12 protein-coding genes are annotated in these 14,456 nt (G+C 34.2%); 1 reads left to right on the top strand and 11 read right to left on the bottom strand.

The genetic code is table 11. The annotated features are described in order from the left end of the window. Positions 1-9: 9 nt before the first annotated feature. Complete coding sequence (locus tag ADH49_RS00715) at positions 10-453, bottom strand: SAG1386/EF1546 family surface-associated protein (RefSeq protein WP_048688049.1); 444 nt, start codon at positions 451-453, stop codon at positions 10-12. 45 nt (positions 454-498) lie between these two features. Between ADH49_RS00715 and ADH49_RS00710 the strand changes: the two genes are divergently transcribed. Next, positions 499-696, top strand: a complete 198-nt coding sequence (locus ADH49_RS00710; protein ID WP_048688046.1) for a ferredoxin — start codon at positions 499-501, stop codon at positions 694-696. Here the strand turns inward: ADH49_RS00710 and ADH49_RS00705 are convergent. The 10 genes from ADH49_RS00705 to ADH49_RS00660 form a co-directional block, all read right to left on the bottom strand. Continuing rightward, entirely contained in the window at positions 693-1,181 is a 489-nt protein-coding gene (locus ADH49_RS00705) for an EbsA family protein (RefSeq protein WP_048688043.1), read from the bottom strand. The genes ADH49_RS00710 and ADH49_RS00705 overlap by 4 nt on opposite strands. Before the next feature lie 129 nt (positions 1,182-1,310). Beyond that, on the bottom strand, positions 1,311-3,785 hold the full coding sequence (locus tag ADH49_RS00700) for an LTA synthase family protein (protein ID WP_048688038.1): 2,475 nt from the start codon (positions 3,783-3,785) through the stop codon (positions 1,311-1,313). 1 nt (position 3,786) lies between these two features. After that, positions 3,787-4,647 (bottom strand): rhamnan synthesis F family protein, encoded by an 861-nt coding sequence (locus ADH49_RS00695; protein ID WP_048688034.1) that lies wholly within the window; start codon positions 4,645-4,647, stop codon positions 3,787-3,789. After that, positions 4,648-5,847, bottom strand: a complete 1,200-nt coding sequence (locus ADH49_RS00690; protein WP_048688031.1) for an ATP-binding cassette domain-containing protein — start codon at positions 5,845-5,847, stop codon at positions 4,648-4,650. Continuing rightward, the gene (locus tag ADH49_RS00685) at positions 5,847-6,656 is read right to left on the bottom strand and encodes an ABC transporter permease (RefSeq protein WP_048688028.1); all 810 of its coding nucleotides are present in this window, start codon (positions 6,654-6,656) and stop codon (positions 5,847-5,849) included. Before ADH49_RS00685 ends, ADH49_RS00690 begins: the two co-directional genes overlap by 1 nt. Then, complete coding sequence (locus ADH49_RS00680) at positions 6,656-7,597, bottom strand: glycosyltransferase family 2 protein (protein WP_048688025.1); 942 nt, start codon at positions 7,595-7,597, stop codon at positions 6,656-6,658. Before ADH49_RS00680 ends, ADH49_RS00685 begins: the two co-directional genes overlap by 1 nt. Continuing rightward, a complete protein-coding gene (gene cps2T / locus ADH49_RS00675) occupies positions 7,594-8,742 on the bottom strand; it encodes a beta 1-4 rhamnosyltransferase Cps2T (protein ID WP_048688020.1) in 1,149 nt (382 codons plus the stop codon). Before cps2T ends, ADH49_RS00680 begins: the two co-directional genes overlap by 4 nt. Positions 8,743-8,840: 98 nt before the next feature. After that, positions 8,841-10,073, bottom strand: coding sequence for a glycosyltransferase family 4 protein (locus ADH49_RS00670; RefSeq protein WP_048688016.1), 1,233 nt, complete (start codon positions 10,071-10,073; stop codon positions 8,841-8,843). A gap of 8 nt (positions 10,074-10,081) precedes the next feature. Then, positions 10,082-11,383 carry a DUF2142 domain-containing protein gene (locus ADH49_RS00665; RefSeq protein ID WP_048688013.1) on the bottom strand — a complete coding sequence of 434 codons (1,302 nt, stop codon included), beginning with the start codon at positions 11,381-11,383 and terminating at the stop codon, positions 10,082-10,084. Beyond that, positions 11,370-14,321: a rhamnan synthesis F family protein gene (locus ADH49_RS00660; RefSeq protein ID WP_048688011.1), complete on the bottom strand. Its 2,952-nt coding sequence runs from the start codon at positions 14,319-14,321 to the stop codon at positions 11,370-11,372. The genes ADH49_RS00665 and ADH49_RS00660 overlap by 14 nt, the downstream gene beginning before the upstream one ends. Positions 14,322-14,456: the final 135 nt, after the last annotated feature.

The raw sequence follows: 14,456 nt of genomic DNA, 5'->3' as shown, positions 1-14,456 counted from the left end.
GTCTATCCTTTATCGAATTTTGACCACATCACCTGGATTCGCATACCAGGAACCAGTAGACATGTGAGATGGATTCAATTGCTCCAATTGGGCGATCGAAATTCCAGCACGTGCCGCAATCGCTGCCTCTCCTTCACCAGCAAGAACTGTGATAGTCTCTTCTCCTGACTCATCATCACTTGAAGCTTCTGAACTTTTTGCTACAGGAGCTGCACTACTAGATGAAACGACTGTTGTTTCACCATTGTAGAAACCGCTCATTTGTTTCTTCTTATCGCTTCCACCTGTAGAAAGGTAAACTAAGAAGCAGACCATCGCTACAATAATTATAAAGAAAATAATCGCCAAGATGGTTAACAAGCGATCAGCTTTTATTCCATTCAATTTGTTTGTTCGTTTCAATGTTTCTTCTCCATCATCATAAATCTCTTCTTCCCATGGCTCTTTCGGCATAACTTCCTCCTTGTGTTTTCCTGTTAAAATCATTACAATATAGATATGAAAATAACATTAATACCTGAACGTTGTATCGCATGTGGCCTTTGCCAAACATATTCGGACATTTTTGACTATCACGATAATGGCATCGTTAAGTTCGCCTCTGAGGATGAACGATTGGAAAAGGAATTTCCTACCGATGCTGCTATCCAAGAAGCGGTTAAAAATTGTCCAACCCGAGCTCTTATCAAAGATTAAGAGCTTTTTTCATTATCTGCATAGTAGAGTTGATAATAGTCCACATGGATAAAGTTATCTGTCAACTCAATCTCACCCTTAAAATGATCATTTAAGGCTAAGGCATTGATAAAGTATTTTTTGGGCCACTTACGCATACAGAAGGTCCGACTTCTTGATCCATCGTTGAAAATCAACTTGATGGAATTCTTTGTAACTTCCACTTTTTCAATCGATGAAATCGGAACTTTTATAGGAGTTAATGGATTTGCCGTGATAATCCGTAAAAACCCATCATCGTATATGGTAAAATAGCGATGAACTCCTACAGCCAGCAAGGCCATAAAGAGAAAGAATGAAAAGAGTACCACCGTCGGGATACTGGAACTCTCATACATCAGAGCTAGTCCAATAAAGACGGGTATAACCGATAAAGACCAATAGGTAATTAGCATGGATAAATCAGGCTGCCAATGGTATCGGATTTTCCCAAAAATCTTAATCATATGCGGAACCCCCTTCTACTAGTTTAGCATAAAATCAACAAAAATAGAACAGGAAAGCCTGTTCTATTTTTAATAATTTTAGTGATCAAATCACTGAATGACAGATTGATGAAAGCTGGTCTCTTTCCATTAATTTTTCGCCGATGGTACCTCGAAGAAATCTTGGGAAAGGTATCCTTTACCACTTATCAGATCATACTCAACCATTTTGAGATCCTCAGCGATTTCCAACGCTTCTCCTTCCAAAGCTTTTTTGTCAACACTTGCTTTCTTCAACACTTCCGTCAAGAGAGCATAGTATGGAGAGACCTTAGAGTTGGTCTGTTCAAAGACCATAGCAGAGAAATCACTTGAATTGACTAAAGGATAGTCTAATTTAGGAGTCTCAAAATTACTCCAAATAAAGTAATCCGTTTGGTACTGACCTTCTGGATTATTTTTAAATGCAGATTCCGGATACAAACCAGGCAAATGATCACCATAAAAGACGACTGTTATCTTTTTATCAATTTTGGCTAACTTTTCTAGGAAGTCTTGGGTGGCATTGTCAGTATGATATAACATTCTGATGTATGCAGATAATTGCTTATTTGCATTATCAGAAAATCCTGGATAAGATGCGTTCATATCAATTGGATTAGGTTCATTCCATGGTGTATGATTTTGCATCGTCATTACTGAAAAGAATTGACTATCTTTATTCATATTTTTTAGTACTAATTGGTAAGTGGACTCATCACTATAATTCCCACCAATATTGTAACCCTCTTTCCCTTTATTACCATAATGAATAAATTTAGCAAAGTCAAGGTTTCCATAAATAATATTACGCGAATAATTACTAGGACTAGCTATATGTATGACAATCCGATTATTAGAATTGAAAGAATTACTTATTGAAGGAAAGTAATTCATGACTGGAGCAACTTGTGTATATAATATAGAAATGGAAGGAGATAAGTTATACATAGGTAAACCAGTTAAGGTTTGAAACTCCATATTAGCAGTTCCACCTCCATAGCCATCCGATTTCATTAAACCACTTGTCGTACGTTTTTTTATTTCTTGGATTTTAGGAATTGGATTAGATGATACTTTCACATCCTCAATACGCGAAGGATCAGAAAAACTTTCACTTAATACATAAATGACTGTTTGTTCGTTTATATTCTCTTTTCTGGTTAGATTTATATCACCCGCAACTTTTTTATATTTTTCTTCAATTTTTTGAATAGAACTTTTACTATAGTCTTTTGGTTTTATCATAACTTCTGATGTTAAATGAGAAAACCAAACATATGATAATGATTTAATTTGAGCATTCGTTGTATTTCCAAACCAAGAAATATCATGTTGATTGTTTAAAATACCAATTACAGGTATACTGTCATCAACCTTACCATCTCTTCTCTGTTTAAAAACACTATAAATACCAATGAAGAATGAAAAGATAGAAATTATTACAATTCCTCTTAGATAATAATTTTCCAATACACTCCCATAAAGTAATATTTTTCTACAAAACAAGTACAAACCCAAAAATACTGAAACTATTAAAAACGCATAAAAATACGATTGAGGCCCAAGCGAATCGAACATAATACCTGGATGCATCAACCAACTTAAATCACTTGGCAAAATAGGCTCTTGCCTATATTGAAACTTAAAATAGCTAGCTATTGATATACCAATGATTAAAAATACACTTAATAGAGTACTTAATAAAAACTCATTAAATAAACAATAAATAAGTAAAAATAATGCAAAAAATACAAGTACTTGAAAGGCGGTTGCACCAGGAAATAAATTTCTACCTAAAATAGTAACATCTGTTCTAATACTATTTTGAATCGTATAATTAAAGGTGATAGCAAAAAAAGAACTACAGACTAAGGCAGCACCGAATTTAGGTCTATTTCTGTATAATTCATCAATACCAATAATACTACAAAAAACAAAAGGAAAAAGTATGATAATTAAAAGAATAATAAATTTATCTAATTCCATTAAATATGAAAACTGGTTTTTAATCAGACCGTCTGTAAATAAATCTCTTAAATAACTAGTTTCCGGTAATATTTTATAAATTTTTGAATCAGTTAGACAAAAACCTATTAACATGAAGCTGTGGAATAATATTGAGTAATATTCCTTGTACTCAGAAATTTTAATAAGCCTATTCTCAAGAATAGGGCAATAAATTGAGATTACATAATGATAAATAAATGCAATTAAAAATATAGAGAAAAGAAATAGAAGAAAATGAACTTGAAAAAAGTCATTCGCTTTAAAAGAAAAAACATTATATTTTAAAACATTTACGTTTCTACTACATTCAATAATATACGACCCTGATAAGTATAGTAAGTATATAATACCACTCTTAATAAAAAAGTATCTTGACCAAATTTTTGATAGGACAACGGATATAAAACTAATACTTATAAAAAGGAGTAAGGGAGTATAATGAGAATACGAAAAATATAAAATTGAATGAGTGGAATTGAAAGGTAGAAAATAATTAAAATTGACAACTAACAATAAAATAAAGCTCACTAAGAATAAGCATATTTTAATGTATTGGTTTTTAATAAAGTTAAGCATCTTATTTTCTAAATATTCTCCTAACTAACTTTTTTATTCTGGAAATAAAATCTTTATTTTCTACCGTCGCATCAGTTATACTATATACATTTGAAATCAATTGTTCATTTAAAACCGACATAGGAAAATCAGTTAAATTGTTGATTTGACTCTTTATGTAATTAGTCTGTTCAGAATTAACTTGAAATACCTTAACTTTTATAAATGGTACTTGTTGATTAAGAATTTCTTCGGGTCTATAATAAGAAAAATCAGGGTGAATTAGATTACCTGCATCTTCATTTATAGTATTAAAAACCACACCGTATTTAAATCCAGATTTAGTTAGAATACCAGTAAATCTTGTCTCGTAACGATCAATCACACTTCTTATATTTTCATAATCCCTAATACTTGTCCAAAATTTTTGAAAAACTTTTGACGACACAACTTGACAGGAATAAGAAACAAAATAACTCTGAAGATGTTCCTTGAAATACTTTGTTTTTCTAAAATTAGTCATTCCCCAAAAATCAATATCTACTTGTTTTTCAAATTTTTCGAAATACTCTTTTAAATCCCACAAGGGACCAATACATGTATCGTTCATCAAGGTAACCGAATCATAATCTACCAAGGAATTAAATCCTATATAATTCATACCATCTCGCCAGGCAGCAAAATCATACCCAATATTCTCTCGTTGAACAACTTCTTCAATGCCAATTTTTCGTAGGGATTTTAAATGTTCAGTTGATAAGTAACTATTCGATATCAATAGAATACGCGAAAAAAGTGGGGAAAGTTTTTCCAATTGATATAAAACATGACTACTTAAATCATCAGACTTATTGTAGTGAACATAAAGTAGAATTCTATTCATCTACATCGTCTCCCATTTCCCATTCCTTTGCAATAATCCGGTAGCAGAATCTTTCGCTGACAAATCATCATCTAAAATATCTGTTCGATTTAATAAAATTATAGGTGAATTATCTCCCTTTGCAAATGCAAGCATTGTATTCGAACTATCTCTTACTGAAACTTGAAGTTTTAATTTGATATCATTCAAGCTTGATAAACTACAAGAATAGCGGAAATTCTTTCTCCCTTTCCCATCAGTTAATAAATCTAAAGAATTATCATTATATACCCAAAGACCGCGGTCAATTTCAGTTAGCGAGAAAGCTATGTAAGTTTTTATGTCCTGATTAACATCATATGACACCTCAAACTCAATGGGATCTTCAGGACTTGACATTTTATTCGAAAGCAATTTTATGTTTAAATTGCTTACAGCCGCATCCTCAATTGTAACATCATCATTTGAAACTTTTTGATTTGCTGCATTATCGTAACTATATTGATTTGCAACATCATCAGGATTTCCAACTACTTTAACTAACCCATTTTCAATTAAAACAGCCTTATTACAGTATTTTTTTACAGCATTCATATCATGGGTAACAAGAATTGTCGTCTTACCTGATTTTTTGCGTTCCATAAAGTAATCATTACACTTACGTTGGAAGGCCTCGTCTCCTACTGCAAGGACCTCATCCAAAATCAAGATATCCCCTTGAGCCTTAATGGCAACCGAAAAAGCCAGACGAACCTGCATCCCTGATGAGTAATTTTTGAGCTTCTGATTCATGAATTCATGCAACTCAGCAAAGTCTACGATATCCTCATACATAGCATCAATCTCAGCCGTTGAGAAGCCCAGCATAGCGCCATTCATATAGACATTTTCTCGACCGGTCAACTCTGGGTTGAAACCGACACCAAGCTCGATGAAGGATACCAGTTTCCCATCAATGGTGACGGAACCTTTTTCCGGCACATAGATTTCAGAAATAATTTTTAAGAGAGTAGATTTTCCAGAACCATTTCGTCCTACAATACCATAGAAATCACCTTTTTCAACTTCAAAAGAAATGTCACGTAAAACTTCTTGTTTTTTGTAACCCTTAATCCCCCTAAATCGGTTTACTAAAGTTGTTCGTAAGCTTTGAGTTGACTCAGTTGGTAACTTAAAGTATTTGCTGACATGGTCAACTTTAACTGCAATATTACTTGACATTATAAAATCTCCGCAAATCGTTTAGAATTTCTGTTAAATACAATAACTCCAATAATAAATACAACTATTGGAATACAATATGGGATACAGGCAATTAACTTATTATCAAACAAGTCCCAACCACGAGGATTGACTGGATCAATAATATAGTGACGCATATCTTGCAAAATTTGTGCAATTGGGTTCATCATCAATAGTTTTGCAACATCAGTATGATTTCGTTGTAATAAGTATGTAATTGAATAAATAATTGGACTCGCATACATCCCAGCCTGTAGCACTACTTCCCAAACAGGACCTATATCACGGTATTTAACAAATAGAGCCGATAGGATAAAAGCAAAGCCTAATGAAAGAAACAAAATCTCAATAAACAAAGGAACGATTACAAGAGTATGAATCCCAAATGAGACATTATTAATCAAGGCAAAGGTGAACACGACTAATAGATTAATCGAGAAATTGATAGCTGCTCCTAGTACCGATGAAACAACAATAGTCTGTTTTGGAAAATTCAACTTCCTCAACAAATCGCCTCTTGAAACAATAGACAACATCCCCATATTTGTCGCTTCTGTAAAAAAGCTCCAAAAAATCATCGACAAAAGCAATCCAACTGCGTAGTGCGGAGTGCCATCGTCAAATCTTAAAAAACGAACAAATACCACATACATGATACTAAACATCATCAAAGGTTTTAAAATCGACCAAAGATAACCAATAGCTGATCCTTGGTAGCGTAATTTAAAGTCTGTTTTGATTAATTCTCTTAATAAAATTCGATTTTTCTGACTGAAAACGTCTAACATTATTTTTTACCTCGATATGCAAACTTTGTTAGAATCAAGCTAGTAAACACAAAAGTGTGAAAAGCCCGGTTCTTACGATAACCATACTGACGAATCCGTCTCAGACGTTCTTTTAGGGGAACATCCATAATGGTCACAAAGTTTTCAATGATTTCTTTATTTTGGGAACTGATAGGCAGATCCAATAGATTTTTCGCTTGTTCCTGACTGGATTCGATAAGATTCCAATACTTGGCAAAAAGGGCATGGGGTCGAATCCAATTCTTGACCCGTTTTCTAAGGGTACGAGCTCCAAGAACGTTGCTACTGTGCTGACGGTACAACTCCGTTGGCTGATCGATATAAATGAGCTTCCCAAAAGTAGCTGCTAGTAAGGCCAAGTACCAATCGTGCATGAGAAGCGCATGGTTTTCTTGACCTGTCCATAAGTTGGTCAGCGCATGGTTAATCATGACTACCCCACCAGTTACTGTGTTTTCTGTCAGCTCTTGTATCAGTTCTGTATTGGCATGATCAGACTGGGTGCGAATCATACTTTCATGTTGCACATTCAAGTTTTCATCAACCACTTTTAAATCTGTGTAGACTAGCAAAGGCTCCTCTTGCGGATGTTTCTCTGCTTCTTCCACTTGTAGGGCAATCTTTTCAGGAAGCCAGACATCGTCTTGGTCACTGAAGCAATAAAGATCAGCCTTTTCATATTTTAAGAGTGTGTGAAAACTCTTGATGACACCCAGATTTTCGATAGCTCCTTTATTGATAAAGTGGATACGCTCATCCTGAGCTGCCAGCTCTTGAATGATTTCCACCGTACCATCTCTTGACCCATCATCCCGAATCAAGAGTTGCCAGTCTGGATAAGTCTGGTCTTGGATACTTTTGACCTGCTCTTTTAGATACTGCTCACCATTATAGGTGGACAACAAGATATTTACTTTCATGATAAGAATAATTCCTCGTACTCACCTACAATTTTTTCCCAGGTAAAGTTTTGCTTCATATTGGCTTTGGCTAATTGACCCCATTTAGATACATCTTCTAGAGAATCAACTTGGTTGATCAAATGCGCCAAATTCCCAATTTCTTTAGTCCAATATTGGGCTGTGTCCTTTGCGACCGTTTGGTTAAAGGAAACACCCAAAACTAAATTCAGATCCGTCTGGGCAAGTGCTTCTAAGAGACCCGGATTGGTCCCGCCCACTTCATGACCATGAATATAGGCGAAGGCTTCTTTACGGACATACTTCAAAAGGTCTTGATCATAAACCGTTCCTACAAACTTGACGCGCGGATCCTGGTCAAAGCCCGTTCGAGCCCTGAGTTCTTCAAAATAGGGATTGCCTTCATGGTTACAAATGATGACCAAATCCCGCTTGGTTGAAGAGGTCATAAATTCACGAATGGCGGTCTCGTAATTATTTTCTGGGACAAAGCGACCCAAGATCAAATAATAGTTCTTCTCTTGTGTCTGCCACTTGTGATAGAGTTCTCTGACCTTCCTATCCTGACGGGTCAGGCTGGTCGGAGATAAGTCCGTCCCGTAGGCAATATAGGTCGTCTTGGACCAAGGGTAGGCTTCCTTGATATAGGACTCGATACCAGGGTTGTCAGAAATCACCAAATCCGCATGGCGTGTCATGATTTTTTCAGAATACTTGAGATAGGCTTGAATCGGTTTAGCCCATTTGGCCCTCTGCCACTCCAGTCCATCTGGATTGATATAGAATTGACCACCCATTTTATGGATCTTGCGCGCAAAAGGTGCCACAAAGGCCCCAATTGTATTGCCCAAAACATAAAAAATCGGCTGTTCAATTCCCTGTCTCTTTATAACTTTCAAGGCATAGTTGATGGCCATCATATCATAGGCAATGACGCGAGCTGGCCCAAGTTTCGGTGCTTTAATCGTAAAACAATCGACACCCTTGTAGTCAAAATGTTGATAGGCTTGATCATCAGAAAGGCAAGCAACATGGTACTGAATAGCTGGAGACACTTGATGCGAAACCAATTGGTCCACAAAGGTCTCAAAACCGCCATATTGAGCCGGAAGACCACGACTTCCGATAATAAAAACGTGTTGCATATGATTCCCTTTCTAACAATTTACAGTCTGTTCAATTATATCATTTTAAAGAAAGCTTGTATAATCAATTGTAGTGACAGTATTCATTTGTAATCATTCTATAACTTTTTTAATACAAATAATTTTTTAAGAAATTTTTTAAATACATCAATTTTAGATGATTTTACACCCTTAAGATTTAAAAATTTATCTTTTTCCTTTACATTAATCTCTACATCCTCATTTATATGTTTCAATATACACTTATAAGCATTTTCTAAATTATATATTGCTGTTATTTTTTCTTTATTTTGTACCATTTCATTTTTCTTCATAGAAAAATTTGTCAATAAATTTAAGATATGTCTTGATAAATCAGCTATATCCCCCAAGCAGTACATTTCTCCTTGTATAAAGAGGTCCTTAACAGATCTATATCCTTTGTTATTCGATACAATTGTTGGAATGCTATTTATTAGTGCTTCAATATATACCATTCCAAACGTTTCAACTTTAGATGTAAATACACATATATCTTTATCAGTTAAAAAATCCCAAGGTTTTTCAAGAAATCCTATGAAATGAACATTTTTAATGTCATTTTTTTTGACATAACTCTTACATTTTTTTGCATATTCTTCATCTTCTGCACCGATGAATATCAATGGAACATTTGAAATATTTGAATTGTGATAAGCTTTTATTAATTCCAACTGATTTTTATTCTCAGTTATTCTTCCAATCTGAATAATCCTATGAGAACTAGAAGTTTTTAAATTTGTACCACTTATTTGAGAGTATGGTATAAAGCTTAAAATACTCTTATCAGTTAATAATTGAGATAATTCCTTTTGCAAAGCACCAGATACAGCAAAAATTTGATCAGAATAATATTCAATAAAATCGAGTTTATCTTTATAATAACCAAATTCTCCCTCAGGGAATTCATGAATTAACCAAAAATGACGAATATTTTCTTCAGCTGCAGCCAAAGCTCCTTGGAAGACATTAGCTGTGTTACTAATAACTAAATCAACTTTATTCTGATTCAAAATCTCTCGAATTCTTTTAATATTATCCTCGTAGCTTTTTACTCGCTGATAATGTGTCCCAGGTAATCCACCCGGAGCTTCTTCCCACCACCACTTAACTGCAGGAATTCCAATAGCTTGAACGTCAGCATTCTTCATCTGCTCCAAATAATTTTTTTGAACTGGTACACGATAATCAGGGAAGACGTTTATTACTCGAAAGCCTTTACTAACTAGAAATTTCATTAAATTAAAAATTGAAATTTCGGCACCATTATCCATTGTTCCAGTAGGTGAAATAAATAAAATTGTTTTAGTCATCGCAACTCCTAAAATACCCAATAAAATGGAATTAATAAGTAAAGAGAAATCAGATAATTGAATAATAAGGTAACAACAGTAATAGTTAGCAACTTATGCTGTTTAATTTTAAGGTTACCTAAATTAGCAATTATGGGCAAAAATAAGATGAGAAATGGAGTGAAATATCTCCCCTGGCTTCCAACAGAAATATTCGCCCCTTTTCCTAACACTATAGGTGTCCATTGTAGATACATGACCGTTACAGTTGCAAGCACTTGTAATGGAAACAATAATGAAGAGACAGTTGCAAAATCTTTAGTGAAGAAATATTCTTCGCTTGATAAAAACACAAGAAATAATATGCAAATATTTACAAAAATAAGCCATAATGGAAGCTGAATAGTGAAATTCCCAAAATAACCAAACATACCTATTGTCAAAATAGTATTTAGGTCACCGTTCATATGTTGTTTTAATAATGTATTAGACAACACTCGAATGTAGTGGATTACTCCACCGTTATCTCTCATTAAATAATATAGAACAGCGAAGATTGCAAGTAATAGAACTAAATAAAACACATACTTAAATTTTGAAATAGTCTGTTTAATCACTCTTAAGGGCGTATTTAAAAAACTAAAGACACCTTCAAAATTTAATGGTATAAACGGAATAAGACATAGTAATAAAAAGTTATTTGGTTTAGTAGCTAAAAGTAATAACGATATAGGTACTAATAAAAATCCATCTTTATTTGAAAAAGTCTTTTTGTATGCTAAATTCGTTATAAAACCGATTGCTAGCATGATTTCTAAATAATTCATTACATCATAAGATAAAGAAGATGCTTGTTGAACCATTATTGGTTGTAACGAAATAAAGAATAGAGCTAGTTTACCATATTTAAAATATTTAATTAAACAAAAGACACCTATAATATAAGCTAAGGCATTAAAAATTCTGCCCATATAGATTATCATTCCTACTGTTGGCTTTATCAAACTTCCCAATGTCATACCAACCAACTGAGGAAGGAAGGAAAGAGATTTAAGGTTTAGAGTGACTTGATACGGTTCTTTTTCCATATCAAGTTTTTTATTAAGAACCTTTTCATAGTCAGTAGGGTTTACATGAGCATCACTCGAAATCTCGTTCATCCATTTAAAGGACTGTAGAGTTGGTTTGTGGACAGTTTCCCAAGTCATACGCGCGTGGTTTGTTTCGTCTGGCACACGATTAATTGGAAATACTAACATAAATGAAAAAATAAAAATCGTTGCTAAAATGAAAAATAAATTTTCAACTTTTATTTGTTTAATTTTGTTCAAAATAAGTCACCATATCATCTTTCTTGCTTAAGGTACAATTCTCAAGAACAGCCCGATAAGCAGACTCTGCAATTTTCTGTCTTAATTCTGGAGATAAAACCAAGGCTTCAAGCTTGTCGAACCACTGTTCATCAGTAGCCAACAATCCTGTTTCACCATCAACAACCGTATCTGAGAAAGCTCCTATCTTGCTTGCTACTGTTGGCACCTTCACCAAGGCAGCTTCAATCCACTTAATCTCTGACTTCGCACGGTTAAAGATCGAATCCACAAGCGGTGCTAGGTTAATATCAACCTCACTAATCAAGGCAGGCAATTTATCCCAGTCCACATAATCGTGAGTGATAATTTGATTTTCAAAGGGCTTCATATCCTGAGGGATATCAAGAATCCCGACAATATGTAATTGGACATTGCTATATTTTGTAAGCAGTTGCTTAATAGCTGGTTTAATCAATTCAAAATTCTCATTATGACTAATTGAACCAGAGAAATAACCAATCTTAACAATATTAGATGTTTGAGAGTAATCTTTGATATATTGACTACTAATAGCGATTAATTCATCAGAAGCCAAGTTACGATTAAGTAAAACCTTACTTTGGTACTTATACAACTCCTCCTGCAACTGGTTAGTTGAAGTAATGGCACCATCACAGTTTTCTAGCATATAGCCATAATTTCGAACACCTGCATCATAGTTTCCTTTTTCAACCGAATTCAACCCTTGCGTATAACTCAATTGATCTGTATAAACCGTATCAAAGACTAAATCATCAATATCAAAGAAGACAGGTTTTCCATATTCCTTAGCCAAATGACAGAGACGCAAAAGTTCAGGTGAGATTGGGGAACGGTAGATAATGATGTGACTAGCATTTTGAGCCATCGATAATTGGAAATCAGATAGGTTAACAACTTTGACTGCAAAGCCATGTTTGCGTAATTGTTCTGCCTTGTTCAAGACACGATAACGGGTACATTGAGGAATAATATTTTCAACCCCATCAATCAATAGAATGTATTGATCACGTGGAACAGTCTTAAATTTATTTACAATATCTTCCAAGATTGCCACAGGGTAATCCGTTTTTTCTGCAACAAAGTCCAACAAGTCAGGGACTTCTGAATCACGATCCAGACCTTGCCACAAGAACTGGTCTTCATCATAATTTTTCAGAGCTGTGTATTTCACCAAAGGGCTACCTGCTTTGAGCATCTTAAGTGGGTGAATATACATGGCAGAATCTTCGTATTCTTGCACGACCGCATCGAAACGATAACCCAAATCAGCAAAATACTTGGTAAAACGTGTCTCATGTCGACCAATCGCCTTATCACGAGAATCTGTATCCGTCAAATGCGTCCAGTACTCATAAAAGGCATCATCATTTAGCATAAGCTTTTCAATAACTAAGAAATAAGATTGAAGATGTTTAGGAATATAACCATAAGGATTCTCCTTAGTAACATCTTCTTGTTCTTCGCCAAAGGAAATCCCCCAGAAATCTAGTTGCTTATCAGCCATTTCCTTGAATACTTGAGACAAATCTCTCATCGGACCAATATTGGTATCATTCACCAAGAGGAGCTGGTCGTAATCCTTAAGCTTGTCCTTACCAAAGGCAAAAATTCCTTCTCTAAAGGCTGCAGTGTCGTATCCTTTATTGTCACGAGTTAAAACTTGACCATAAGTATCGAGAGTATTGATATCATCTTCAGGAAGCTGTCCATTCACAACAACAACAACATCATCTACCAATGGAGACAGGGCTTGCAAGAAACGTAATTTATATTCTTGAAGACGAGCTTCAGACTCAAAAATAACATAAACCAGCACTTTCTTACCATTATATGATAAGGCAGAGCGTTGACTATTTCTAAGACGGCGTAACTGACGAACCTTAAGTGGTGTCATACGACGACGTAGCTGCACAACTTTGACTTTTAAAGCTCTCAAATAACTTTTAATAGCTTTGGGATTCTTAGCAATTACTCCTGCTGTCTTGATAGGAGTAATAAGGGCGTTCCCTAAACGATATGACAGCGAACTTCGGATAAGCTCAATTTCTTCTTGAGCGTCTTTCAGTTGTTTAGACTGCATATATTTTCTTCGTTCAAGTTGGACACGTTCTTTTTCCAACCTCTTTACATAATCCGTCACTTCACTGTGATGATTTATCAAGTCTTCTAATCGATTCTCTAAATTCATTAAATTTTCGCAAACTGCTTGATAAATATCATGAGGAAGCTTATCCAGATATTTCTCAAGAACTTCGAGATAGATCTCATAATGATATCGTACAGAGTCCCTTTTTGAAATCGAATCTTTCTCAAAAACGCGATAATTAAGCTTGGTATTCGGCTGATATACTGCTTTAGCACCGTTATTAATAATGAGGTTCAAGAAAAAATCATAGTCTTCAAGTTTTTTCCCTGAAAGTTTTTCATCATAATAGATACCCTTTAATACTGTTTTTTTTACTAAAGAACAGTTTGAAATATAGTTTGATTCCAATAAGTTATGTAAATCAAACTCTTGTGCTTTTAGATAGATTTCATTTTTTTCAAAATTGTATAAATCACAATACACTATATCCGCCTGATGATTAATCGCACCATTATATAATTCCTCTACATATCTTTCATCCAAGAAATCATCACTATCTACAAATAAAAAATAGTCCCCATTTAAAAGATTGAGTCCTTTATTCCTTGTTCTCACAACACCTATATTTTCGTGAGATTCAAATGTCGTCACAAAAGGCGATTCTTTCAAAACCTCCTGAATAACTTCTGAAGAAGAATCTGTCGAACCATCATCAAGAACAATTAATTCAATGTTACGATAGGTTTGGTTAAAAATACTTCGCAAACATTGTTCAATATAATTTTCATGGTTGTAACATGTTACAACTACTGATATTAATTTAGTCATTTTTCTATCCATTTCGATATTTATTCTAAGAAAATCAAAGTTTAATAATAAAATATTTATGATACACTTTTATTCATAAAAAAGCATACTAACCTCAATCTTTAATAAGAGTACATATAATACTAATTATACTAC

This window comes from Streptococcus sp. 400_SSPC (assembly GCF_001072745.1).
Lineage (GTDB): Bacteria > Bacillota > Bacilli > Lactobacillales > Streptococcaceae > Streptococcus > Streptococcus xiaochunlingii.
This window is presented reverse-complemented; position numbering and strand designations above follow the sequence as displayed.